This is a genomic window from Bacillus sp. BC08 (assembly GCF_054326875.1).
The window spans coordinates 97,562-123,732 of sequence record NZ_JBTGPA010000018.1; the positions used below are offsets into that span (position 1 = coordinate 97,562).

The 26,171-nt window shown below is 35.6% G+C and carries 22 protein-coding genes and 1 pseudogene; 15 read left to right on the forward strand and 8 right to left on the reverse strand.

Annotation, left to right across the window (positions count from 1 at the left end):
* The first annotated feature begins 547 nt into the window (after positions 1 to 547).
* Positions 548 to 4,969 (forward strand): putative mucin/carbohydrate-binding domain-containing protein, encoded by a 4,422-nt coding sequence (locus tag ACXVYO_RS02695; protein ID WP_458465956.1) that lies wholly within the window; start codon positions 548 to 550, stop codon positions 4,967 to 4,969.
* A 39-nt stretch (positions 4,970 to 5,008) separates the two neighbouring features.
* On the opposite strand, the gene ACXVYO_RS02700 is transcribed toward ACXVYO_RS02695, so the two are convergent.
* A complete protein-coding gene (locus ACXVYO_RS02700) occupies positions 5,009 to 5,647 on the reverse strand; it encodes an NAD(P)-dependent oxidoreductase (protein WP_458465957.1) in 639 nt (212 codons plus the stop codon).
* A gap of 299 nt (positions 5,648 to 5,946) precedes the next feature.
* Between ACXVYO_RS02700 and ACXVYO_RS02705 the strand changes: the two genes are divergently transcribed.
* The 5 genes from ACXVYO_RS02705 (at position 5,947) to ACXVYO_RS02725 (ending at position 12,641) form a co-directional block, all read left to right on the forward strand.
* On the forward strand, positions 5,947 to 7,377 hold the full coding sequence (locus ACXVYO_RS02705) for an alanine/glycine:cation symporter family protein (RefSeq protein WP_458465958.1): 1,431 nt from the start codon (positions 5,947 to 5,949) through the stop codon (positions 7,375 to 7,377).
* A gap of 332 nt (positions 7,378 to 7,709) precedes the next feature.
* A complete protein-coding gene (locus ACXVYO_RS02710; protein WP_458465959.1) occupies positions 7,710 to 9,152 on the forward strand; it encodes an alanine/glycine:cation symporter family protein in 1,443 nt (480 codons plus the stop codon).
* 296 nt (positions 9,153 to 9,448) lie between these two features.
* Positions 9,449 to 10,630 carry a NupC/NupG family nucleoside CNT transporter gene (locus ACXVYO_RS02715; protein ID WP_144615191.1) on the forward strand — a complete coding sequence of 394 codons (1,182 nt, stop codon included), beginning with the start codon at positions 9,449 to 9,451 and terminating at the stop codon, positions 10,628 to 10,630.
* A 502-nt stretch (positions 10,631 to 11,132) separates the two neighbouring features.
* Positions 11,133 to 12,314: a NupC/NupG family nucleoside CNT transporter gene (locus ACXVYO_RS02720; protein WP_073517059.1), complete on the forward strand. Its 1,182-nt coding sequence runs from the start codon at positions 11,133 to 11,135 to the stop codon at positions 12,312 to 12,314.
* 93 nt (positions 12,315 to 12,407) lie between these two features.
* Positions 12,408 to 12,641 carry a hypothetical protein gene (locus ACXVYO_RS02725; protein ID WP_458465960.1) on the forward strand — a complete coding sequence of 78 codons (234 nt, stop codon included), beginning with the start codon at positions 12,408 to 12,410 and terminating at the stop codon, positions 12,639 to 12,641.
* Positions 12,642 to 12,666: 25 nt separating this feature from the next.
* On the opposite strand, the gene ACXVYO_RS02730 is transcribed toward ACXVYO_RS02725, so the two are convergent.
* Together ACXVYO_RS02730 and ACXVYO_RS02735 are read right to left on the reverse strand one after the other, a co-directional pair.
* Positions 12,667 to 13,173, reverse strand: coding sequence for a ferritin (locus ACXVYO_RS02730; RefSeq protein ID WP_000949395.1), 507 nt, complete (start codon positions 13,171 to 13,173; stop codon positions 12,667 to 12,669).
* 53 nt (positions 13,174 to 13,226) lie between these two features.
* The gene (locus tag ACXVYO_RS02735; protein ID WP_098078507.1) at positions 13,227 to 13,550 is read right to left on the reverse strand and encodes a MazG nucleotide pyrophosphohydrolase domain-containing protein; all 324 of its coding nucleotides are present in this window, start codon (positions 13,548 to 13,550) and stop codon (positions 13,227 to 13,229) included.
* Between the two features lie 73 nt (positions 13,551 to 13,623).
* Between ACXVYO_RS02735 and ACXVYO_RS02740 the strand changes: the two genes are divergently transcribed.
* Together ACXVYO_RS02740 and ACXVYO_RS02745 are read left to right on the forward strand one after the other, a co-directional pair.
* Positions 13,624 to 14,202 (forward strand): LOG family protein, encoded by a 579-nt coding sequence (locus ACXVYO_RS02740; RefSeq protein ID WP_458465961.1) that lies wholly within the window; start codon positions 13,624 to 13,626, stop codon positions 14,200 to 14,202.
* Positions 14,203 to 14,320: 118 nt separating this feature from the next.
* Positions 14,321 to 14,587: pseudogene (locus tag ACXVYO_RS02745) on the forward strand (hypothetical protein); the annotation flags it as partial.
* Between the two features lie 183 nt (positions 14,588 to 14,770).
* Here ACXVYO_RS02745 and ACXVYO_RS02750 read toward each other — a convergent pair.
* The 3 genes from ACXVYO_RS02750 to ACXVYO_RS02760 all read right to left on the reverse strand — a co-directional run bounded on the left by ACXVYO_RS02750 (position 14,771) and on the right by ACXVYO_RS02760 (position 17,445).
* On the reverse strand, positions 14,771 to 14,968 hold the full coding sequence (locus ACXVYO_RS02750) for a hypothetical protein (protein ID WP_000656323.1): 198 nt from the start codon (positions 14,966 to 14,968) through the stop codon (positions 14,771 to 14,773).
* 267 nt (positions 14,969 to 15,235) lie between these two features.
* Entirely contained in the window at positions 15,236 to 15,676 is a 441-nt protein-coding gene (locus tag ACXVYO_RS02755) for a Dps family protein (RefSeq protein WP_001041895.1), read from the reverse strand.
* A gap of 335 nt (positions 15,677 to 16,011) precedes the next feature.
* Positions 16,012 to 17,445 carry an alanine/glycine:cation symporter family protein gene (locus ACXVYO_RS02760; RefSeq protein WP_458465962.1) on the reverse strand — a complete coding sequence of 478 codons (1,434 nt, stop codon included), beginning with the start codon at positions 17,443 to 17,445 and terminating at the stop codon, positions 16,012 to 16,014.
* 410 nt (positions 17,446 to 17,855) lie between these two features.
* Between ACXVYO_RS02760 and ACXVYO_RS02765 the strand changes: the two genes are divergently transcribed.
* The 7 genes from ACXVYO_RS02765 (at position 17,856) to nprB (ending at position 23,877) form a co-directional block, all read left to right on the forward strand.
* On the forward strand, positions 17,856 to 18,353 hold the full coding sequence (locus ACXVYO_RS02765; RefSeq protein ID WP_458465963.1) for a cation:proton antiporter regulatory subunit: 498 nt from the start codon (positions 17,856 to 17,858) through the stop codon (positions 18,351 to 18,353).
* Entirely contained in the window at positions 18,354 to 19,553 is a 1,200-nt protein-coding gene (locus ACXVYO_RS02770; protein ID WP_073517052.1) for a cation:proton antiporter, read from the forward strand.
* A gap of 79 nt (positions 19,554 to 19,632) precedes the next feature.
* On the forward strand, positions 19,633 to 20,226 hold the full coding sequence (locus ACXVYO_RS02775) for a DedA family protein (protein WP_458465964.1): 594 nt from the start codon (positions 19,633 to 19,635) through the stop codon (positions 20,224 to 20,226).
* Between the two features lie 137 nt (positions 20,227 to 20,363).
* Complete coding sequence (locus ACXVYO_RS02780; RefSeq protein ID WP_073517051.1) at positions 20,364 to 20,798, forward strand: DUF3920 family protein; 435 nt, start codon at positions 20,364 to 20,366, stop codon at positions 20,796 to 20,798.
* Between the two features lie 112 nt (positions 20,799 to 20,910).
* Positions 20,911 to 21,321, forward strand: a complete 411-nt coding sequence (locus ACXVYO_RS02785) for a MarR family winged helix-turn-helix transcriptional regulator (protein WP_458465965.1) — start codon at positions 20,911 to 20,913, stop codon at positions 21,319 to 21,321.
* A 51-nt stretch (positions 21,322 to 21,372) separates the two neighbouring features.
* The gene (locus tag ACXVYO_RS02790; protein WP_458465966.1) at positions 21,373 to 22,068 is read left to right on the forward strand and encodes a pirin family protein; all 696 of its coding nucleotides are present in this window, start codon (positions 21,373 to 21,375) and stop codon (positions 22,066 to 22,068) included.
* Between the two features lie 159 nt (positions 22,069 to 22,227).
* Positions 22,228 to 23,877 (forward strand): neutral protease NprB, encoded by a 1,650-nt coding sequence (gene nprB, locus ACXVYO_RS02795; RefSeq protein WP_458465967.1) that lies wholly within the window; start codon positions 22,228 to 22,230, stop codon positions 23,875 to 23,877.
* Between the two features lie 78 nt (positions 23,878 to 23,955).
* On the opposite strand, the gene ACXVYO_RS02800 is transcribed toward nprB, so the two are convergent.
* Positions 23,956 to 24,273 (reverse strand): metal-sulfur cluster assembly factor, encoded by a 318-nt coding sequence (locus tag ACXVYO_RS02800; RefSeq protein WP_000082521.1) that lies wholly within the window; start codon positions 24,271 to 24,273, stop codon positions 23,956 to 23,958.
* Positions 24,274 to 24,392: 119 nt separating this feature from the next.
* Complete coding sequence (locus tag ACXVYO_RS02805; RefSeq protein WP_458465968.1) at positions 24,393 to 26,084, reverse strand: methyl-accepting chemotaxis protein; 1,692 nt, start codon at positions 26,082 to 26,084, stop codon at positions 24,393 to 24,395.
* Between the last annotated feature and the right edge of the window lie 87 nt (positions 26,085 to 26,171).

A 26,171-nucleotide genomic window follows, 5' to 3' on the forward strand; every position in this document is an offset into this window, starting at 1 on the left:
GTGCTTTTTTATATGAATGATAAAATTATATTAGGAAAATTAAATGTGGGATAAAATTACTGTTTATACAGTTCAAACTCTATTTAGAAATAATATAGATATGTTAAAATTCAAACGTAACAATCAATAGATTATATTCACAAAATTGTAACATTATTCTAATTGGAAAGGCTATCAAACAAAGTAGAAAGCGTGTAAAATTCAGTTGAAAAAACTACCTATAGATGGTCATATATGAAAAAAATGTAAGTTCCTATTGTTATTTGTATTTACACATGTATAGATGACAAGACCGAAAATCTTTTACTATTCTCTTTTTATGTAGACAGAGAACTCATCACAAGTAGAGAGAAGTGAGGAGGATACAGCACATAAAAATTTTTATAATATAAGAAAGCGAATACATGGAGAGGGATGCGGTAGTAAATGATACAGGTGCGCGAGGTGTTAGTCTATTCGCTAAATGTTTTTATAAAAATAATAGGATGTCTTATTAAATGAATATATAGGATAGTTTCTCTAAATAAAGGAACAGGAGACACAGATTATGTCGAAGAAAAAGAGTAGTAGGGTATTAGTAGCTGGAATATGCATATCAACATTATTATCGCCAGTAGCTTTCGAAGCATCGAAAGGATATGCGGCACCTTTGGAAGAGAATAAAGGTGGGAAATTAGAAGAGGTTAAAGAGAATAAATTTGAGCAGAGGGTATTTCAGTTGCCGGGGAAAGGTAGCGTAGAAGAAGAAAATAATCGTTTAAGAGTTACTTGGAAACTTTCCGCTAATGAACCGACTGGAATTTATGCAGAGCCAAATGAAGAGATTACAATTGATATAAAAGGAACGCAGTCTATTCAAGCTTTTATTGGAACGAGATCTTATGATGAAAAGGATCCAGAAGAGTTTGATTTGAAACCAGGGAAAAATGTTATTTCATCTCCAAGAGGCGGTATTTTATATTTTTACAATATGAATAACGAAGGAGAAGTAACAGCTTCAGTTACGAATGGTGGTAGTCACTGCCCTTTATTTATTTTAGGTAAGCATACGAAAAAAGATTGGGATGAAATGTTAAAAAAATATAAGGATCCTTATGCAGTGGAATTAAAAGGTGAGAGAAGTTTAATTACTGCTAGTCCGAGCTCTATACAAAAGTTTATGAAAAACACAAACCCGATAGAGTTAATGAAATTGCATGATAGGATTATTCGAATAGAAAATGCAGTAGCAGGATTATCTGAGGACGGTGTTGGGGTTGCGAAATCTCCAATTCATTATGCTCAGTTTGTTGAGAAACGGAAGCCTGCTGAAGATGACTTTATGTTTGCGAAAAATTATCATACAGGATATATCCCGACGGCAATGAATAGAGTTTTGGATATAGAAGTGCTTGAAAAGGATGGCTGGGGACCATGGCATGAAGTTGGACATTTACATCAGCAAGAACCTTGGAAGTGGTCTAAAGTAAGGGAAGTCACGGTAAATATTTACTCATTAGCTGTTCAAAAGGCGTTAGGGAATCAATTAGAAATGGACGGGCATTATAAAAACTCATTTGAGTATTTAGAGAAACCTAAAGCAGAAAGATTCATTGATGACATTAATCCTCTTACAATGTTTTGGCAATTAAATGTAGTGTATGGAGAACATTTTTATCCTAGGTTACATCAAGCTTATCGTTTGTTACCTCAGAGTGAAATGCCTCATTCTGATGAAGAGAAAAAGCAGCTATTAATTTATATGACATCACAAGTGGCAGGGCAAAATTTAATTCCTTTCTTTGAGGAATGGGGATTAACACCAAATGATGATATTAGAGAGAAAATAGAAAAATTAAAGTTACCTAAATTAGAAAAAGAAATCTGGAAAGCTACAGATAGTAATGATATTCGCGAGAAGCAAGTTGAACCGTATAAAGTTCCGTATGGTGAACCTGCTAATGAGGTACAAAACCTTTTAGTTGGTACGGATTTGGATGAGAATGAAGCGAGTAAACTTGTCCGAAACTTAGGGGAGAATGTAAAAGTAACAGGTAAGATTATATGGTCTAAATTAGGTGATGGGAAACAGGAAGTGTTAGTAGAAATTGAGGATGAGAAAGGAAATAAAAATTCAATTCCTGTCCAAGTTAACGGAGTTTATGATGACAGTATAGTTTTCCAAGGACTTTCAGATGATGTAATGTCGACAGTGACACTTCACCACAATGAGAAGAAATTAAATGTAAACTTTACTAATAATGAAATACATTATCGTTTTGAAAAAGAAGAATATATGGGCTTAACGCTATACGATCGAAATGGGATTGAAAAGAAACGTGTATCAGCAGAAGGACAAGAAACGGGAAAAAGATTTGCGATGGAACTAAATGAATTGAATTTTGAATATGGTGATGTAGTAAAAGTATTCCACGCAGAACCAGGCCGTTTGAAGTGGTACAAAAATAACGCACTTGTAGATCAAGGGAAAGCTAAAAATAAAAAAGAAAAATTATTCCAAATCACTGAGCAAGGGTTCGAATTAAAAGATAGTTTACAAGAAGTGACGGCGAAACCGCAAAAAGTAGTAGTCGGAATGGATGTAGAAAAGTTAGATCCAAAATCTTTTGTTGAAGTAAAAGATGGAGAAGTAATCGGTTTTGTAGAGAAACCAAATACAACAAAAATCGGTGAACAAAAAGTAAAAGTAGAAACGAAAGATCGTTTTGGAAATAGAAAAGTGACGGAAGTACCTGTCGAAGTGATTTATGGAGATAGTATTGCATATGTAGGATATAACAATGAAATTGCTTCAGTTATAACATTAAAGCATGATGAGAAGAAATTACATGCGACTGATATGAATAAGCAAATTCATAAATATTTTGATACAGAACAATATATGGGAATCACTTTATATGATCAAAATGGAACGGAGAAAAAGCGTGTAACAGCAGAAGGACAAGAAACTTCAAAGAACTTTGCAGAGCAAGTGAATGGAGTGCAGTTTGAGTATGGAGATGTTGTGAAAGTATTCCACGCAGAACCGGATCGTTTGAAATGGTATCAAAATAATACCCTTACTGGTCAAGGTGAGAAAAAAGGGGCAAAAGAATTATTCTTCAAAGTGACAGAAAAAGGCTTTGAGAGAATGGACATGTTGCAAGAAGTAACAGCGAAACCACAGCAAGTAGTAGTAGGAACAGATGTTGAAAAATTAGATCCAAAATCTTTTGTTGAAGTAAAAAATGGAGGAGTAATTGGATTTGTAGAGAAACCAAATACATCAAAAATCGGTGAACAAAAAGTAAAAGTAGAGACGAAGGATCGTTTCGGAAATAAGCAAGTGACAGAAGTTACATTAGAAGTAATTTACGGTGATAGCATTATGTTCTTTGGTACATGGTATGGTGGGACGAATATTAAATCGATTGTGACATTAAACCATGAAGAAAAGAAATTTAGTACAACCAATTCAGAAGGTCCAATGCATACTTCATTTGCAGACGAGAAGTATATGGAAATGACTGTATACGATAAAGCTGGAAAAGAGAAGAAAGTAGTATCTGTAAAAGCATCTGAAAATACAAAAGCATTTGCAGAACAATTCAATGGAATGACTTTTGAGTATGGTGATGTAGTAAAAATCTATCAAAGAGAGTTTGATCGATTTAAAGTGTATAAAAAGAATGAATTTGTGAATACAGAGTATGGCGTTCATGAGGTAGTCTTTAAAGTTACGGAGCACGGTTTCGAAAGAATGGCGACTCAACAAGAAATAACAGCGAAACCGCAACAAGTAGTAGTAGGAACAGATATTGAGAAGTTAGACGCAAAGAACTTTGTTGACGTGAAAGATGGAGAAGTAGTTGGATTTGTAGAAAAACCCAATACAACAAAAATCGGTGAACAACAAGTGAAAGTAGAAACGAAAGATGTGTTTGGAAATAAGCAAGTGACAGAAGTTCCTCTAACAGTAACATATGGAGATAGCCTACTTGTATATGGATTGAGCTATAGAGATGGTGACTTGAAATCAATTGTAACTTTGCATCATGATACGAAAAAACTGAGTGCGACAGATACAAAGAACCTAATTCATGATTACTTTAAAGATGAAAAGTATTTTGAATTCACATTGTACGATAAAGAAGGATCAGTGAAGAAAAATATAGCGGTAAAAGGTTTAGAGAACACGCAAGCATTTGCTAAGGAAGTAAATGGAATTACATTTGACTATGGAGATGTAGTGAAAGTATATCATGCAGAATCTTCTCGTTTACATTGGTATCAAAAAGATGTATATGTGGGCGAAGGAAAAAGTAAAGAGATAAAGGAATTAGTCTTCAAAATCACTGAAAATGGATTTGAAAGATTAGACGGCGAGCAAACAGTAACAGCGAAACCGCAAAAAGTAGTAATCGGAACAGAAGTTGAAAAGTTAGACGCGAAAAACTTTGTTGAAGTACAGGGCGGAGAAGTAGTAGGTTTTGTAGGTAACCTTGATACGACAAAAATGGGTAAGCAAACAGTAAAAGTAGAAACGAAAGATCGTTTTGGAAATAAAAAAATAACAGAAGTAGCATTAGAAGTAACGTATGGAGATAGTCTTGTATACCAAGGGCTGGGTGATGTTATTCGTTCTGTTGTAACGTTAAATCATGAAGATAAGAAACTACATGTAACGCATACAAATGAACAAATTCATAGTTACTTTAAAAATGAATTATATATGGGAATTACACTATATGATCAAAATGGAACGGAGAAAAAACATGTAACAGCAGAAGGACAAGAAACTTCAAAGAACTTTGCTGAGCAAGTAAATGGAACTTCGTTCCAGTATGGAGATGTAGTGAAAGTGTACCATGCTGAATCAGGTCGTTTGAATTGGTACAAAAATAGTGAGTTAGTCGGAAAAGGAGATAAGAAAAGGTTTAAAGAAATTTCTTTCAAGATTACTCCGAATGGTTTAGAGCAAGTACAATAATAAAAAGCTCGTAAACATTATGTTTACGAGCTTTTTCTATTATTCAGCTTCAGAAACTACTGTGAAGCGTTCGTTTACGTGTTTCGGATTTTCGATTTCATCAAGTGTTGCAACTGCGAAGTCTTCGTAACTTACATAGCTATCACCCTTTGCGTTAACAAGAAGGTTGTCTTTGCCAGCTGTATAAGAGCCTGTGCGTTTTCCTAATGCAAATAGTGCAGAAGGGCTGATGAATGTCCAAGTAATATCGTTTGTTTGTTGCAAGATTTCTAAGTTTTTCCCTTGGTTTTGAGCTGTTGCAAGGTATTCATTTGGGAAACCTGGTGTATCAAATACACGTGTTGTTTTCTCTTCGTCTACAAATAAGCTTCCAGCACCACCAACTACAAGTAATTTTGTGTTTGGTGCACCTTTCATCGCTTCAATTAGTACATTTCCTGCATCTACGTGAAGGTGCTCTTCGCCTGCTGGAGCGCCGAAAGCATTTACAACTACGTCAAATGCCTGTAGGTCATTAGATGTAAGAGAGAATACATCTTTCTCTAAAACTTTTACGTTTTCTTCTGTAATTTTTGCAGCGTTTCTTACGATTGCAGTTACTTCATGTCCACGATCTAATGCTTCTTTTAAAATACGACTTCCTGCTTTACCAGTTGCTCCGATGATTCCGATTTTCATAATAAATCCCTCCAAAGTGTTTTGTTAAAGTGTATATCTGAAAGTAAATGAATTTGTTGTAATTAGGTTTGTTACAACCTGATGTAATCATTATAGTTACAGGTTGGTACTTTTGTCAATGGGGTAGTTTGTAGATTTATTTTTGTTTTAGTATGCGCAGTTAGAGGGAGGAGAGTCATAAAAAGATTGATGCGTTATAAACCACTAACATTTGGAAAACGCAAATTGTCGAAAAATGTTGATTTTTAAATGTTTTTTAAATATAATTCGTTTTATGGAGAAAAGGAGGGGTTAATTGTATGAATATTTTAGAGCAATTTGTTTCATCAACGAATACAATTCTTTGGTCATATATTCTTATTGCAATGTTAATTGGTTTAGGTCTTTATTTTTCTATTAAATTGAAATTCGTACAAATTACTCATTTAGGGGAAATGGTTCGACTAATGAGTGATGGATTAACTGGAAAGACGCGTAAAAAAGGTAGTGTATCTTCTTTCCAAGCGTTCTGTATGAGTTCAGCAGCTCGTATTGGAATCGGGAACTTAGCTGGTGTAGCATTAGCTATTTCAATGGGTGGACCTGGCGCAGTATTCTGGATGTGGGTTATTGCAATTATCGGGGCGTCTTCAAGTTTCGTAGAAAGTACGCTTGCGCAAATTTATAAAATAAAAGATGGCAGTGGCTTCCGTGGTGGTCCTGCTTATTATATGGAAAAAGGTTTAAATAAACGTTGGATGGGAATTTGGTTCTCTATCCTTATTACAATTAGTTACGGATTAATTTTTAACTCAGTACAAGCAAATACAGTTACATTAGCATTTAAAAACGCTTTTGGTATTGAGCGTTACGTTGTTGGGATTGTATTAGCAGTATTAGTTGCGGTTATTATCTTTGGTGGCGTGAAAAGTATCGCGCGTATGTCTGAAATGATCGTTCCGCCAATGGCGCTTATTTATATTGCAGTAGCAATTTTCGTTGTTATTAAAAATTATTATTTAATACCGGATATGTTTACAGAAATTTTTAAAGGAGCATTCGGTTTAGATTCAGCTGTAGGTGGCGGTATCGGTGCTGCAATGAAGTATGGTATTCAGCGTGGCTTATTTGCGAATGAAGCAGGTATGGGTAGTGCGCCGAACGCGGCAGCAACAGCTGATGTAACGCATCCAGCAAAACAAGGTTTTATTCAAACAATTGGAGTGTTAGTGGATACATTCTTAGTATGTACATCAACAGCATTTATCGTACTATGTTCTGGTGCATATAAGGCAACAAATTTAGAAGGTATTGAATTAACGCAAGTTGCGTTAAGTTCACAAATTGGTTCGTGGGCAAGTAGCTTCTTAGCGATTATTATTTTCTTATTTGCATTTAGTTCACTTCTAGGAAACTACTATTATGGTGAAACGAATATTGAATTCATTAAACAAAGTAAAACTTGGTTAACAATTTACCGTATTGCGGTAGTTGCAATGGTATTATTCGGTTCTGTTGCTACACTTCAAGTTGTATGGAATATGGCAGATTTATTTATGGGTCTAATGGTAATCACAAACTTAATCGCGATTACACTTCTTGGCCGATTTGCATATGCTGCGTTGGCAGACTATGTAAGGCAAAAGAAACAAGGAAAAGATCCAGTCTTCAGTGCAGATTCTATTCCAGGTTTAACGAATACAGAGTGTTGGGATAAGCCAGTAGTAACAGATAAAGAAAAAGCGGTGTAATGAAAAGGCGAGCGTCGAGATAAATTCGATGCTCGTCTTTTTTGTTGTAGTAAATGCTGAAAAGGGTGAGAGGGAATTATTAATATAATTTTGTTTGTTCATTATTCTCGTTATTTGTAGAGAATGCACTGTCTTAAAAGTATGACTGGTCGAATGGGATGATTGATTGAGTGTTGGATACATGCACGTACTGGTTATGTTTTTACGTGGGAAAACATATATGTTAAGAAGTTTAACGTGTTCATGTTATAAAACCTAACATAAAATTCTTGATTACTAAAAGTTTTTAGAATATAATTTTCTTATTGTTAGGAAGAGGGGGCAATGCGATTATGGATTTTTTAACGAATATAATTGGGGATATAAATAATGTCCTTTGGTCATATGTCATTATTGCGATGTTAATTGGGTTAGGACTGTATTTTTCGTTTCGTGTGAAATTTGTCCAAGTTCGTTACTTCGGCGAAATGATTCGATTGCTTGGGGATGGGGCAAGTTCGAAAACGAGGAAAGCGCAAAAAGAGAAGAGTGGTGTATCATCGTTCCAGGCTTTTTGTATGAGTACAGCTTCTCGTGTAGGTACTGGTAACTTAGCTGGTGTAGCTATCGCAATCTCAGCAGGTGGCCCAGGAGCAGTATTTTGGATGTGGTTAATTGCGGTAATTGGGGGTGCTTCTGCATTTGTAGAGAGCACATTAGCGCAAATTTATAAAGTAAAAGATGGGAATGCATTCCGCGGTGGCCCAGCGTACTATATGGAAAAAGGTTTAAAGAAGCGCTGGCTAGGGGTTGTCTTCTCTGTTCTAATAACAGTTAGTTTCGGATTAATTTTTAACGCTGTACAGTCTAATACTGTAGCGGCTGCTTTTGATGGGGCATTCAAAACAGATAGTAGATTAGTAGGTCTGTTTATGGCTGGTTTACTTGCAATCATTATCTTTGGCGGAGTAAAACGTATTGCACGTGCGGTTGAAATGATTGTTCCAGTAATGGCAATTATTTATGTAGCAGTAGCGTTATTCGTTGTTGTGACAAACATTACGGCAATTCCATATGTATTTAAAGAAATTTTCTTACATGCTTTTGGAATTAAAGAAGTAGTAGGCGGAGGATTAGGAGCTGCGATTTTATTAGGGGTAAAACGTGGATTATTCTCAAATGAAGCAGGTATGGGGAGTGCGCCGAACGCAGCTGCGACTGCAAACGTAACGCACCCAGTTAAACAAGGTTTCATTCAAACTTTAGGGGTATTTACAGATACATTATTAATTTGTAGTTGTACAGCATTTATTATTCTTTTATCAGATGTGCATAATGCGGCTGATTTAAATGGTATTCAATTAACGCAGCAAGCATTAAGTCAACATATCGGACCGTGGGCGTCTATATTTGTAGCGGTTGCAATCTTCTTGTTTGCATTTAGTTCATTAGTAGGTAACTACTACTATGGTGAAACAAATATTGAGTTCTTAAATGGAAGTAAAGTGTTATTAACAGCGTACCGCATTGCTGTACTTGGTATGGTTATGTTAGGATCTGTAGCAACAATTCAAATCGTTTGGGATTTAGCAGATTTATTCATGGGTATTATGGCTATCATTAACTTAGTTGCAATCGTATTCCTTTCTAAGTATGCTTTCGCGGCATTAACAGATTACATTAAGCAAAAGAAACAAGGGAAAGATCCGGTGTTCTATGCGGAGTCTATTCCAGGTTTGAATAATACAGAGTGCTGGGATAAGCCAGCAGTAGCTGATAAAGAAAAAGCAGTATAATGAGGTGAGCATCAAGTGAAACTTGATGCTCATTTTTTTGTTTTATAAAGATATTTTTGGGTAGTAAAAGACGAACATTCATGAGTGTTTTATAATAAAATGTAATTTTTTTAAGAAAAGTGCGGATATGAGTTGTGATTTATGTTAGAATGGGAAATGCCTTTGAAACAAGAGGTTTTATGATCTTTCCTATCCGATTGAAGGTTCTGGAGGAGAAATGGAAAGTTCGGATTATTTCTTATTTTGGATGGTCAGACGTTCAACGTTAATGAAGAGTTAAATGGAGGATTTTATTAATGAAGTTTGTTATGTTTCTTGTAGGATTGCTCGTTGTATTCGTACTCGGTTTTCTTATAAGTGCCGATCGAAAGAAGATTAAGTATAAACCAATCGCAATCATGCTTGTTATTCAGCTAGCGCTAAGTTATTTCTTATTAAATACGCAAGTTGGTTATATTTTAGTAAAAGGAATTTCAGATGGATTTGGCGCGCTTCTTGGATATGCGGAAGCTGGAATCGTTTTCGTATTTGGTGGTCTTGTTAATAAAGGAGAGGTTTCATTCTTCTTAACAGCGTTATTACCGATCGTATTCTTTGCTGTTTTAATCGGAATTTTGCAACATTTTAAAATTTTACCGATAATTATTCGTGCTATTGGTACATTGTTAAGTAAAGTAAATGGTCTAGGAAAACTAGAATCATATAACGCAGTAGCAGCTGCCATTGTTGGGCAAGCAGAAGTATTTATTACAGTAAAAGATCAATTAAGTAAAATCCCAAAACATCGTTTATATACATTATGTGCATCTTCAATGTCGACAGTATCAATGTCAATCGTTGGTTCTTATATGAAAATGATCGAACCGAAATATGTAGTAACAGCACTTGTATTAAATTTATTTAGTGGTTTCATTATTATTCATATTATTAACCCGTACGATATTACAGAAGAAGAAGATACACTGAAATTAGAAAATAAGAAAAAACAGTCATTCTTTGAAATGCTAAGTGAATATATTATGCTTGGTTTCACAATTGCGATCACAGTAGCGGCAATGTTACTTGGTTTCGTAGCATTAATTACAGCAATCAATAGCTTGTTTGATTCTATGTTCGGTATTACATTCCAAGCTATTTTAGGATACATTTTCTCACCATTAGCATTCGTAATGGGTATCCCGCAAGCAGAGATGGTAACAGCGGGACAAATTATGGCAACAAAATTAGTATCAAATGAGTTTGTTGCGATGCTTGATCTTGGAAAAGTAGCTGGTGATTTATCAGCTCGTACAGTTGGTATTCTTTCTGTATTCCTTGTATCATTTGCGAACTTCTCATCAATCGGAATTATCGCAGGTGCAACGAAAGGTATCGATGAAAACCAATCAAATGTTGTATCATCATTCGGTCTACGCCTTGTGTACGGTGCGACATTAGTAAGTATTCTATCAGCGATTATCGTTGGTGTTATGTTATAAAATGAAACTTTAATTAGTGGGGGGAGCTTTATCCCCCGCTGATTATTAGCCCTCACCAATCGGGCTTTTATGGGCAGTTAATCACCCATCTAACTTCTTTGTTTTCGCTGAATGTTGAGATGGGGGTCTTACTGCCCGTTAAAGCGGGGTAAAAAAGATGGTCCTAGCTTATAGCTAGGGCTATTTTTTTGGTAAATTTTCATAAAAAAACCAATTAATTAGGAATATATTAACATATGAAAATCTTTTAAAATTTCTATTGCATTTCAATTAGATAACGCTTACAATTTGATTTGTAGGTGGTATCAATTTCAGACTTTCAAGTATGGTAGGAGAGAAGAAACTACCTTTTATAAATTGCAATTTATGTAAACGCTTACTGATTTTAGATAAAAGTTGAATAGTATTTAGGGGTTTTAAATTTTTTTAACACTAATGGTCAGACGTCATTCGTTATACGTTATACGACCGATAACTCTTGGGAGAAGTGGAGGATTCACATATGAAAATCGTAATGTTTCTAGTCGGTTTACTTGTAGTATTTGTACTAGGGTTCCTTATCAGTTCAGATCGTAAGAAAATTAAATATAAACCAATTGCACTTATGCTTGTCATTCAATTGGTACTTGCGTATTTCTTACTAAATACAAAGGTCGGATTTGTATTAGTAAAAGGGATTGCAGATGGATTTGGCGCTATTTTAAAATTTGCGGAAGCAGGGGTTAATTTCGTATTTGGTGGTCTAGCAAATGATGGACAAGCACCATTCTTCTTAACAGTATTATTACCAATTATTTTCTTAGCAGTACTAATTGGGATCTTACAACATATTAAAGTTTTACCGATTATCATCCGTGCAGTCGGCTTCCTATTAAGTAAAATTAACGGCTTAGGAAAACTAGAATCATATAATGCAGTAGCAGCTGCAATCGTTGGTCAAGGTGAAGTATTCATTACAGTAAAAGATCAACTAAGCAAATTACCGAAAAATCGTTTATACACACTTTGTGCATCTTCTATGTCAACAGTATCGATGTCAATCGTCGGTTCTTATATGAAAATGATTGATCCAAAATATGTAGTAACAGCACTTGTATTAAACTTATTTAGCGGATTCATTATCGTTCATATTATTAATCCATATGACGTGAAAGAAGAAGACGATATTTTAGAATTACAAGAAGATAAAAAACAAACATTCTTTGAAATGTTAGGCGAATATATTATGCTTGGTTTCTCTATCGCTGTAACAGTAGCGGCGATGTTAATCGGTTTCGTAGCATTAATTACAGCAATTAACGGTGTATTCGATTCAATTTTCGGAATCACATTCCAAAGCATTTTAGGATATGTCTTCTCACCATTAGCATTCGTAATGGGTATTCCAACATCAGAGATGCTAGCAGCAGGACAAATTATGGCAACGAAATTAGTAACGAACGAATTCGTTGCAATGCTTGACCTTGGAAAAGTAGCTGGCGATTTATCAACTCGTACAGTAGGTATTTTATCTATCTTCCTTGTATCATTTGCGAACTTCTCATCAATCGGAATTATCGCAGGTGCAACGAAGAGTATCGATGGCAAACAAGCAAACGTTGTATCTTCATTCGGATTAAAACTTGTATATGGTGCAACGTTAGTAAGTATATTATCAGCGATTATCGTTGGGGTTATGCTTTAATAAAACGGTATAGAAGTCGTTTATCTCTCGCCTAGAGGGATAAACGGCTTTTTTATTTTTGTATGATAAGTAATACAGAGAGGGGGGATTAAGTTGAAAGAACGGGATAGTTTAAGGGAGTTTGATGAGATTATAGAGAACATAGATCAATTAACTGGAGAAGATGCTAGAACCTTTTTGAAATTCATACATGGGTATTTAAGCATAGTAGAAGGAGGCGATGGGACTTTTACTAATAGTGACTTTGTTAAAAAGGTTTCAGGGCTTTATAAGAAGGATTTAGTTAAGCTTATTAAGCTGAGAGAAGAAATAAAAAAATCACCTTAATACATTCATTAAGGTGATTGGAATACTACTCAGCTGGAGGCGTAAATGTACGTTTCTCTAATTCAGCATCTAGCATAAATAATGCGTTTGAATCGCTTGTAATACGTTTTAATTTTTGGATGATGCTATCGAAGGAAGCTTCTTCTTCTACTTGCTCATCGACGAACCATTTTAAGAAGGTAATTGTTGCGTGCTCACGCTCATCCCAAGCGATATCAGATAAGTTATAAATACGCTTCGTTACTTCACGCTCGTGCTCAAGTGCCACTTCAAAAGCGTTTAGTACAGATTCATATACGTTATTCGGATTATCAAATCCAGTAATAATAGCGCGCTCACCGCGGTCATTAATGTAGTTATAAAGCTTCATTGCGTGGAAGCGTTCTTCTTCAGCTTGTACAAGGAAAAAGTTAGCGAATCCATCGTAGCTCTCAGCTGTACAGTAAGCAGCCATTGCCATATAAGCGTGGGCAGAGTAAAATTCAAAGTTCATTTGATCGTTTAATGCGTCGTGCAATTTTTTAGATAACATAAAATCCCCCTTAGTATTGTGACAAGAATATTATACCATAATTGATAATATTCTCATTTGGATACTTCGAACCTTTTCGAAAGCTTTGTGACGTGTGCCTCCATAATGTCTTGTAGATCTAGATCATATTTTTGTGAAAGAATAATAAGATTAGATAGTACATCACCAAGTTCTTCTTTTAACTCTTGCTTTAGCTCTTCTTCTGTCTTCACTTTTTCGTCGGGACGATCACGGCCAATTTCAATAGCGCGAACAACACGTGAAACTTCCCCAACTTCCTCAGTTAAGAAATTTAAGCGAATAAAGGAATTATATTGTGACCAGCTTCGTTTTTCGTAAAATTCCTCCACCCATCTTTGAAATGCAATGATATCCATTTCTTCCTCATCCCTTCAATATGTTGTACAATGTTCATTGTATCATAACAATATATAGTTTCGGGGTGTAGGAATGAGAAAGATTTGTGTGTTTGCAGGTTCCAACTTAGGGGAGAGACCAGAATTTAAAGAGCAAGCAATAGCGTTAGGGAAAATGTTTGTTGAGAACGACTATGAGCTCGTATACGGCGGTTCATGTGTTGGATTAATGGGAGAAGTAGCAAATGAAGTTCTTCGTTTAGGTGGACGTGTAACAGGTGTTATGCCGCGCGGCCTATTCCGAGGAGAAATCGTTCATACAGGTTTAACAGAATTAATTGAAGTAGAAACGATGCACGAACGTAAAGCGAAAATGGCAGAGCTTGCGGATGCTTTTATTGCACTGCCAGGCGGATATGGAACGTTTGAAGAGCTATTTGAAGTAGTATGTTGGTCACAAATTGGTATACATAATAAGCCGGTTGGTTTATTGAATATAAAAGACTTTTATGGACCAATTTTGCAAATGGTTGAACGTGCAGCGAAAGAAGGGTTTATGAACCCATCGAATAAAGAGTTGATCGTTTCAGCTGAGACGGCAGATAAACTAATTCATGAAATCCAAAATTATAAGCGTCCTGTTTTAGGAACGAAATGGAAACAGTTATCATAATACAAAATTATAGAGATTTTTGGAAACACATGTCATTTTATCTTGAAAAGGCATGTGTTTTTAATTTGGTTAAATATGTTAATGTTGAGATATAATGTTTTTGGAAAAGGAGAAACAGATGGAGGAGTTTGTGTATTTACGTCCTGTTTTTAAAAGTATATTAGCAGCATCCCTTCTTGCTATGCTCATTGTTTCAACACAGAAGAAAGAGCTAATTAATGAATTTTCGCTTTGGTTTATTTCGATATTATGTATCGGTGTTTCAGCTATAACGTTGTTTATGTCTGGTTTTATCGTGGATGAGTATAATCTAGCTGGAGATGTGCAGAGTTTTAGCATGTTTATTGCGATTGGCTGTATTAGCGGTTTGAATTTTATTATTTATCCCGCTTTAATGGGCAGTAAGAACCCCACCTCAAAATTCAGCGAAAGCAAAGAATTTAGGTGGGGGATCAACTGCCCATAAAAGTCCGATTGGTTCAACTAATAATCAGTGGGGGATGAACAAAACCCCCACTGATTAAAGTTTCACTTTATTATAGACGGCAATAAAAGAAGGCATTCCGTATTACTTTGGAATGCCTTTATCACTTTGATTACTTTGTTTTTTATACAGGTACCAGCCACCCCAGCCGCCACCAATTGCTACAACAACGAGGAAAGCATAGTCTTTCACCTCGATACGTATATTGAAAATATTAGCTATAAGTAAGACAATCCCAACTGTTATTAACGCAAAAAATGCTCTAATTAAGTAGTCTTTCAACTGAACCACTCCCGCCATTTAAGTAGTAAATGATGAATATGGAAAAGCTTTTGGATCTATTTTACTAAAGGATGTTACCTATATTTTAACATAAAAGGGATTGTAATATATTGATAAAAGTAGAGGAGAGGGGCGCTGATATTGTCGTGATTTGTCGGTAAGTCCGTACCCTGTGTCGAATCGTTGATATAATTTCATGTATCAGCATGTGCGACCACTCCATAGAAAAAAGCGACTCTGAGCAAGCCGCTTCCGCTTTTAAATATATTATTGATTCAAGAACGCACGTAGCATCCAAGCGTGTTTTTCTAGTTCTGTGTAGATGCCTAGTAATAGGTCAGATGTCATTTCGTCGTCAGAGTCTTGAGCGATTTCCATGCCTTTTTTCAGTTCGACTAGCATCATTTCGTAGTCTTTCATGATTGCTTCAACCATTCCTTCTGCAGTTTCTCCGTATGCTGCTTCTTGAATAGAAGATAGTTCTAAGTATTCTTTCATTGTTGCTACTGGTTTGCCGCCAATTGCTAAAATACGTTCTGCAATTTCGTCGATGTGAGTAGCTGATTCTGTGTATAGTTCTTCGAATTTCTCATGTAATGTGAAGAATTGAGGTCCTTTTACGTACCAATGGAAGTTGTGTAGTTTTGTGAATAAAACGCTCCAGTCGGCTACTTGTTTGTTTAATACTTCGATTACTTGTTTGTTCATTATGATCAATCTCCTTTTGAGTTGTTATGTGATATCAATTACTAATTTATAATAATTATAATCTAGTAATTTGTATAAATCAACCCTTTTGCTGGAATTAATTTGAACAAATTATGAACTGTTATAAATAAAAATCCCTATTACGGTGAAGTAATAGGGATTTTGTTTGATATATAGCTCTTGTTCTAAACGAGCCGCTTCCGCTTTTAATGATATCCAGCTCCAGCGGCTAGAATCTCCGGTCATTTCGCTCTCTCGCTCGAAGCAAAAAGCGCTTCAAGGTCGAGAGCTCCAATGTCCTGCGATTCTAAACGAGCCGCTTCCGCTTTTAATCGTTATACAGCTTTTTTATTCTCTTCTACATCCTGTCCATCCCAGCACTCTGTATTCTGTAAGCCAGGGATAGAACTTGCAACGAAAACAGGATCTTTTCCTTGTTTCTTTTGCTTTATATAGTCTACTAATGCTGCGTAGGCGAATTTGCTTAGGAATGAGATGGCAATTAAGTTTGTGAATACCATTAGTCCCATAAAGAAATCAGCTAAACTCCAAACAGTTTGAAGGGCAGCGATAGATCCGAAGAACACCATTCCGACAACTGCAACACGATAAATCAGTAACCATGTTTTGCTTTCTTTAATGAATGCGATGTTTGTTTCGCCATAATAGTAGTTTCCTAGTAAAGAACTGAAAGCGAATAGGAAAATAATAATCGCTAAGAAAGTACTTGCCCACGGTCCAATTTGTGAACTTAATGCTCGTTGTGTTAATTCAATGCCTTCTAAATTGGATCCTTTGTAAAGTCCAGAACATAATACGATAAATGCTGTTGATGTACATACTAAGAATGTATCTACGAACACTCCTAATGCTTGAACAAGTCCTTGTTTTACAGGGTGAGATACATCTGATGTTGCTGCTGCGTTAGGAGAGCTACCCATACCTGCTTCTGTCGCGAATAAACCGCGCTGAATTCCGAACTTGATTGCTGCTCCAATACCACCAGCGATAGCTTGGTCTAAACCAAAAGCGCTGCTAAATATTTCTGTAAAAATACTTGGTAACATAGTGAAGTTGTTAATAACGACGAAAATTGCCACACCAATATAAATGATTGCCATTGGAGGAACAATCATTTCTGTAATACGTGAAATGCTCTTAATACCACCAAAAATAATAACTGCCACTAATAAAGCTAATAGAGCTCCTACGAGAGTTCGCTCTAGTCCAAAAGCATTTTCAAATGCTATTGTTACTGTGTTTGCTTGTACAGAATTGAAAATTAATCCGTACGCAACTGTAATAAGAAGTGAGAACCAAACACCCATCCAGCGCTTGTTTAATCCTTTTTCCATGTAATATGCTGGTCCACCACGGAACCTGCTTCCATCTTTTACTTTATAAATTTGTGCGAGCGTACATTCTACGAAACTAGTAGCTGCTCCAAGGATAGCGATAAACCACATCCAAAATATTGCGCCAGGTCCACCCATTGAAATGGCTAATGCTACACCGGCTAAGTTTCCGATACCGATACGTGCTGCTGCACTTAAGCAAAATGCTTGGAATGGAGAGATGCTATCTTTCTTTTTTTCTTTTCGATTAAACCCTTTACTAATTAAACCGACCATCTCACCAAAATGAGTAATTTGGACAAATTTTAATTTGAAAGAGAAATAAAGACCGAAGCCGATTAGCATTGCAATAAGAATATATGACCATAAAATATTATTCGTTACCTCAAGGAATCTGCTAAAGATATCAACCATATAATACACTTCCTTTTTTCCGTAATAAGAAAATTATATGCAAAAAATATATGAGAATCAATTTTTCTAAAAAATTATGTTACATAAACGTATTTTGTGTTATGATTATGTTACATCGTAATATTTTTAGAATTATTTACATTTTAAAAAACTAAATGTAAAGCGAGAAAGAGGGGATAATTTGAAAGAAGAAACTTTATTGAAAGTAAGCCTTAAGAGTTTGAAAATGAGAAGTAATATATTTTTTATCATTACATCTGCAAGTATCTTTTTAGGTGCCACTTATTATTACAATAAAAGATTTCCAACTCACATGTATCCTGAATGGTTAGAATTTCTAAAGTTGATTGGATGAATAAAAGACAGAAAAACAGAAAATTTAAATAAAAAATGTTGTGGAGGAGCTAAATATGAATATTAGAGAAAGTGAACTTCCGGGTATTGGTTATAAGTTTCAAATCGTTACGAAAGGTAACGAAAAGATGGTGATTGTCATTCATGATGACGGGCGTAGAGAAATGTATCATTTTGATTCAGACCATGAAGAAAGTATCTCAAGTATTTCATTACGTGACTCAGAGGCAAGACAAATTGCAGCAATATTAGGCGGAATGGTGTATAAGCCTAGAGCATTAGAAAATGTTGAGATGGTCTTTGAAGGTTTAGCGATTGAGTGGTTCAAAGTGGAGAATGCAGCTCCAGCAATCGGAAAAACAATTGGCAATCTGGAAATAAGAAAAACATATAGCGTAACGATCATTGCAGTTATGAAAAAGAATATGAAAAAGCTATTTAATCCGGGGCCAGAAACAGCAATTGAAGAAGGCGATATGCTTGTAGTTTCTGGTGAGAGAGAAGAAATTAAAAAAATTATTAATGAGTTACTTTCGAATAGGGGGACTGACTAGATGGATACGTTAATTTTTGAAGTTGGTACAGCGTTAGTATTAGTTGCAATTGCGGCAGTAATTGCTGGAAAGTTTAAATTCTCAGTAATTCCGTTTCTAATTGTTCTTGGAATGTTAGTGGGACCACATGCGCCGACAATAGGTGTTATCGATTTCAAATTTATTGAAAGTGCAAGTGTCATTTCCTTCCTTGGACGGATTGGGGTTCTGTTCCTTCTGTTCTATCTAGGACTAGAATTTTCGATGAAAAAACTAATTAAATCTGGACGTTCTATCGCGATTGGCGGAACGATTTATATTTTAATTAACTTTTCACTTGGGTTATTATACGGATTTATAATGGGGTTCCCTTTACTAGAAATCTTAATTATTGCGGGTATTATTACGATTTCTTCTAGTGCTATCGTTGCTAAAGTGTTAGTGGATTTAAGAAGAACTGGTAATAATGAAACCGAATTAATTTTAGGGATTATTATGTTTGAAGATATATTCCTTGCTGTATATTTATCAGTTGTATCTGGTTTAGTTCTAGGAGATCATGCTTCCTTCCTAGGTGCTCTTACTTCAATTGGAATTGCTTTAGGATACATGCTTCTATTCTTTATTGTAGCTAGAAAGGCGACGCCTTTATTAAATAAATTGCTCAATATTAGTTCAGATGAAATTTTCATTATTGTAGTATTTGCTTCGTTATTCTTTATTGCAGGTTTCTCGGAAACAATTCACGTTGCCGAAGCAATTGGAGCACTTCTTTTAGGATTAGTTTTCTCAGAGACAGAGCATAGTGACAGAATTGAACATCTTGTTGTTCCATTTAGAGACTTTTTCGGAGCTATTTTCTTCTTCAGTTTTGGATTAAGTATTGATCCGTTCTCATTGGGCGGAGCGATATGGTTAACGTTAGGTGCTGTCCTTCTTACAATCATCGGAAACTTTGTTGCAGGGATGATTGCAGGGCGACAAGCTGGATTATCTCATAAAGCATCAACAAATATTGGATTAACAATCGTTTCAAGAGGAGAGTTCTCCATCATTATGGCCAATATCGGTATCGCCGGTGGTTTAATGTCAGTACTGAAACCATTCTCAGCACTATACGTGCTTATACTATCCATTTTAGGTCCACTTCTGACGAAAGAGTCAAAGAATGTATATAAATTTTTAAATAAAGTCTTTAAGTGGGATACGAAGGCTAACTAAATTAAAAAAATAAAAGTACAAGATATTTCCTGCTTGTACTTTTATTGTTTGCAATGAAAACAGTAAAGAGAGGTACATGATGTTAGGAGAGTTGATTCATTCCGTTTTAGTTTTTCTAGAAGGACTTGGTTATTGGGGAATTATGCTTGGATTAATGCTAGAGGTTATCCCAAGTGAAATCGTATTATCTTATGCAGGTTATTTAGTATCAACAGGAAGCATTACATTTTGGGGTGCTGTCGCGTTCGGTACAATTGGTGGTGTAATCGCACAACTATTCATTTATTGGATTGGTCGATACGGAGGAAGACCTGTTCTTGAGCGATATGGAAAATATATTTTAATTCAAAAGAAACATATTGATTATGCTGAAGATTGGTTTAATCGTTACGGAACTGGTGTTATTTTTACTGCTCGTTTTATTCCTGTGGTGCGTCATGCTATTTCGATACCAGCGGGTATTGCGAAAATGTCACATGCTAAGTTTATTACGCTAACTACATTAGCTGTTATTCCATGGTCAATTGTATTTGTATATTTAGGTTTTAAATTAGGAACAGAGTGGGAAAGCATTAATAAAGTAGCTGGACCATATGTGAAATACTTTGCACTTGCTGCTATTGTTTGTGCAATTGGTTACTTTGTATTTAAAAAAGTTATGAAAAAAAAGTGATTACGGAAAAGGAATCTATGTCGGCATAGATTCCTTTTTTATTGGCATTTTTTCAAGGATAAAAGAATACGTTTAATATTTACCATATTGTGGCATACATATAGAAAAAGGGTGCTTGGAAAGGGGAATAAAGAGAAATGGAACTCCAGTTTCAAAATGTATATCAACAGGTGGAGAATTGGTATGTGTTGGATTCGGAGCTTCCTTGGGATGTCAAAAGGCTTAGAGACGATGTGTTTTCACTTATTGAAGTATGTAAAACGCCAGTTATTTTTTGTGATACGTGTGATGCGAATCATGTGCTTCTATCATTAGGAGAAGAAGAAGAGGAATTTTTATTCCCAGTAGGTGGTTTTTATCATAAAGAAAAACAATTAATTTTTGTTTGTATGTGGGAAGAGTATGAGCAAGTGCTCAAAACACTACTGCATGAATTTCGCCATGCGATGCAGCATAAGAGAGAAGTATTGTATGTTGGAAATGAATTGTACGAAGATAGATGGATTGAGAAAGATGCGAGGAAGTTCGCGGAGAGGAAGTTAGATGAATATAAAAATAGAAAGTTAATGTAAAGCATAGTGGAGAAATGGCACTGTGCTTTCTTTGTTGTTTACTAAAAGTAAGTGATTGACTTTTATAAAGTTTAGTTCTAAACTAATGATATGAAACGAGCGAGGTGATAGAATGAAAACAGAAGATAGACTCGGATTACTATTATGGTTTCGTTTATCACGTTTTTATAACAAAAGCATTCGTGAGACGAATCAGCATTTGAAAGAATGGAATGTGTCTGCCGCTCAGTTTGATGTACTAGCTCAAGTTGGAGGGCATAATCGTCTAACGCAGCAAGAGCTTGGAAATAAACTATTTGTTACGAAGGGAAATATCACGCAGCTTTTAAATAAAATGGAGCAGCTAGAGTGGATTCGTCGTGAGCAAGAAGGTACTACAAAATATATTTCGTTAACAGAAAAGGGAAAAGTTTTATATGAAGAAATCGTCCCGCCTCAAGAAACGTTCCAAGCGGAGCAGTTTCAAAATTTAAATGTAGAAGAACAACGTCAATTATTACAATTACTAAAAAAATTACAGTGAGAAAAATTTTTTTAATAAATCTTGAATTCGAGATAATATGAGGTGAAGGATATGTTTAGAAAAGTTGATCATAAAAATATGGGAAGAGCAAATCACGGTTGGCTAAATACACATTTTCATTTTTCATTTGCGAATTATTATAACCCTAATAACATGAACTTCGGAGCATTGCGTGTAATTAATGATGACCTAGTAGCCGCACAAACTGGTTTTGATATGCATCCGCATCGCGATATGGAAATCATTTCGTACGTTGTAGATGGTGCTTTAACACATGAGGATAGCATGGGGAACCGCGGAACAATTGAGCGAGGACATGTTCAATATATGAGTGCTGGTACAGGTGTATTTCATAGTGAGCATAATTTAGGAAATGAAACACTACGTTTATTACAAATTTGGATTTTACCAGATCGTGCGGATCATAAACCAAACTATGGTGAGTTTAAATTTGATTGGAGCAATCGTGAAAATGAATGGTTCCATATGGTATCTCCAGTAGAAGGAGAGGCACCAATTCATATTCACCAAGATGCAAATTTATACTCTTTATCGTTAGATGCCGGAAAAGAAATTCATTTTCCTGTGCGAGAAGGCCGTCAATTGTATCTTGTTCAAATTGAAGGAAGTAGTGTAATAAATGGGGAAACGCTTGTTATGCGTGATGCAGCAGAGGCGATAGAAGAAGATATTCATATTGAAGCGAAAGAGCAGTCACACTATTTAGCAATCGAGTTGAAAAGATAATAGAGCATTTATGGAAAAGAGGACATCCGATAGGATATCCTCTTTTTTGAGTTGAATTGTCAGAAAAAACTTTCTCAAATTTTTGGTAAAGGTATCGACTTGAAAAACAAGAATTGTATAAAAGTGTCAAAAATCTTTATGGGAATGGGGAATGTTATAGTGAAAAAGCAAGTCATTTCATCAGCATTAGCGTTAACTGTTATAGCCGGGGGATTTGGAACATTTGGAGCAACGACAACGAAAGCGGAAGAACAAAAAATTCAATATCATCAAGAGTTTAAAACACCTGCATACATAGGTGAAGAATGGAAAGCACCGGAAGGACTAGATAAAAAAGAAACGGTCTTTCAATATTTAGACAGTAAGAAGGATATGTTCAAATTAGCAGGGAATATTGATAAACACTTCAATATCGTTGGGGAAGAAAAAGACGCTGAATCTGGTACGACACACGTGAAGTTAGTTGAGAAGCATAATAACATCCCTGTGTATGGTTCAGATCAAACTGTTACACTTGATAAAGAAAATAATGTAAAAGCATTCTTCGGACAAGTTATTCCGAATTTAGATGATAAAAATATTCCTGCGTTTGCAAATATTAGCGCAGAGCAAGCAGAAACGATTGCAAAGGCAGATATTGAAAAAGAAGTTGGTAAAGTAAAGAATTATGACGGTGTGAAAAAAGATTTATTTGTATATGAAAAAGATGGAAACTATTATCTTGCATACTTAGTGAAAGCATCGATTTCAAAACCAGCTCCAGGATACTGGCATTATTTTGTTGATGCAACGAATGGGAATGTGATTGAGAAATATAACGCTGTAGATCACATTACAGGATTTGGTTACGGAGTATTAGGCGATAGACAATCATTTGAAATTGCTCAAGATGAGAAAACAGGAGCGTTCAACTTATTTGATGGTAAACGAGGACAAGGTGTTCATACATTTGATGCAGAAAATATGGATGAAAACTTGTTTAATTTATTCTCACAATGGCTTGGATATACAGGAGAAGAAGTTGAGAGTAAATCTAAGTTCTTCGAAGACAAAGCTGCAGTTGATGCGCATGTAAATGCAGGGAAAGTATATGATTACTACAAAAAGACATTTAATCGTAACTCTTTCGATGATAAAGGTGCGAAGCTTATTTCTACTGTTCACGTTGGGGAAAGCTGGAATAACGCAGCTTGGAACGGTGTGCAAATGATGTATGGTGATGGCGATGGTACGACGTTTATTCCATTATCTGCTGGACTAGATGTTATCGGTCACGAATTAACGCATGCTGTAACTGAACATACAGCAAATCTTGTTTATAAAAATGAGTCAGGTGCGTTAAATGAATCGTTATCTGATATTATGGGTGTCATGGTTGAGAAGAAGAGCTGGGATCTAGGTGCTGACATTTATACACCTGGAAAACCTGGTGATGCACTTCGTTCTCTGAAAGATCCAGCATCTATTCCAAATCCATTAAAACCAGGTGAAGGTTACCCGGATCATTATAATAAACGCTACACTGGAACAGCTGATAATGGCGGCGTTCATATTAACAGTAGTATTAACAATAAAGCTGCATATTTAGTGTCTGATGGCGGAGAGCATTACGGCGTGAAAGTAACTGGAGTAGGCCGTGAAGCGACAGAAAAAATTTACTACCGTGCTCTTACGAAATATTTAACTGCAAACTCTGACTTTAAGATGATGCGTCAAGCTGCTCTGCAGTCAGCTGAAGATTTATATGGTAAAAACTCTAAAGCTGTACAAGCTGTTACGAAAGCTTATGATGCAGTAGGCGTAAAATAAGGCGAAACTTTAATCATTACATGTACCTAGCAGAAAAAAAGAGCTCTAACAATATAATATTGTTAGAGCTCTTTCTATTTAGTCGCGAATACCTAATGCGATTTTCGCCATACGTGACATGCGTTCTTTAGACCAGGGTGGATTCCAAACGACATTTACTTCTATTTCATTGACTTCAGGTACGTTCGTTGATAATACTTTTTTAACGTCTGATACAATTTGCCCGGCCATTGGACACCCGATAGAAGTCATCGTCATTGTAATGACAGCATTATTATTTTCATCTGCTGTAACGTCATAAACTAATCCAAGATTGATAATATCAACACCTAGTTCAGGATCAATAACAGCTTCTAAGTTTGCATATAACTTTTCTTCAAATGCTTGTTGTGACATGTGTAGCACCCCCTGCATATTAATGATATCGATTCTCATTATAACGGAAATGTACATAATGTGCAGGAAATGAGCTCAAAAAAAAGATCCCTTTTGGAAGAGGGATCTTTTTGGAATGTCTATTCAGTTTTAAAATGAGACACGAGTTGATCTAATTCTTCAACTGTTTGTTTCATTTGTCTAGCAGTTTGTGTCATCTCATTCATCGTAACGACTTTTTTCTCAGCAGATTGTGCTGTTGCCGCTGTTTCACTAGATACTTCAGTCGAAATAGAAGCGATGTTATTCAGTGAAGCGTTCATTTCTTCAGCAGTTGCAGCCATCTCTTCAGCAGTTGCTGATATGTCTTGCATTTGTGTAGAAGCTTGATTTACTTGTTCTACGATTGTTGTGAAAGAAGAGCCTGCCTGACGAATAACATGAATACCTTCTGATGCTTCAGATCGACCTTGAGACATCATAGAATTAGCTATTTCTGTATCATTTTGAATTTGATGAAGTAATTGATTAATATCTGTTGCCGCTGTTTTAGATTGCTCAGCAAGTTTTCGAACTTCGTCAGCTACGACAGCGAAACCTTTTCCTTGTTCGCCAGCACGAGCTGCTTCGATAGAAGCATTTAAAGCAAGTAAGTTTGTTTGTTCTGCAATATTAGAAATAGATTGTACAGCTGTATCAATATATTTTGTATGAGTGATTAGACGTTCGACCACTTCTGAAGTAGCATTTACAGCGTCGTGAATCGTTGTCATTTGTGTAATAGATTTTTGGATAACGGTATTTCCATCATTCGCATGCTCATAAGTAGTTACAGCTAGTTCTGCTACAGATGAAGCGGATTCAGCAATACGCTGAACGCTTACTGTCATATCGTCCATTGCAGTTGAGCTTTCTTCCATGCTAGCAGATTGCGATTGAATACTTGCATTTAAGCTAGACATCGAGCTTTGAACTCTTATTGTTGCCTCGCGTGATATATTCGTCTTTTCTAGCATATTTTCAGAAGCGTTTTGTACTTCTACAGATGTTTTTTGAACACGATTGATGATATGTTGTAGGTTTTCTAACATTGTATTAAATGATGTTGCGATTGTACCAATTTCATCATTGCTATTTACTTGTAGGCGGGCTGTTAAGTCACCTTCTTGAGATGATAATTCTTTTAGTTTACTATCAATTTGTTGAATTGGTTTAACAAGTTTACCAGAGAACCACCATGTAAGAGTGATAGCTACGATAATACAAATAACAAGTGATAAGAAGACAACATATTCGATTTGTAGCGAAGATTTATCAATTTTTTCGATAGATTGATCACGTAACTTAGCTTGTTCATTACTATAATTTGTGAAGTCACCAATTACTTTATAAACAGTACCATTTTCTGCATAAGCTACTTGTAGAGCTTCTTCCCATTTTTGTTCTTTTGCAAGAGTGAAAACTTTTTCTTCAATAAATTTTCTCCAAGTCGATCCGGATTCCATTGTATTTTTCACAGATTGAGAAATGTTAGGATTTGAAAGAAGCTCATCTTTCTTATCTTCAAGAAGTTTACTCATTTCATTAAACTTGTCTAATTCAACTTGGTCACGTTGTAATAAATAACCTCTTAAAGCAGAGAGCTGTACTTGATAAGCATCCCCACGCTCTTTTAATTGTGTTGCCAGAGGGGAAATTTCTTTTTGTAATGCTTCAGCTTTATGAGATTGATCAATAGCAAAAAATAAAATAAAAGCTAAAGCGATGCCAAATAAAGCGCAAATCGTTCCCATCATGAACATTAGTTTTTTTCGAATGCTAATAAAATTCATATGATAAAAAGCCTCCTTGTGAAATCAAAGTATTAGAATTAATAAATGTAAAAAATTGAAAGAAAGCTTTACTCCGACTGGAATAAA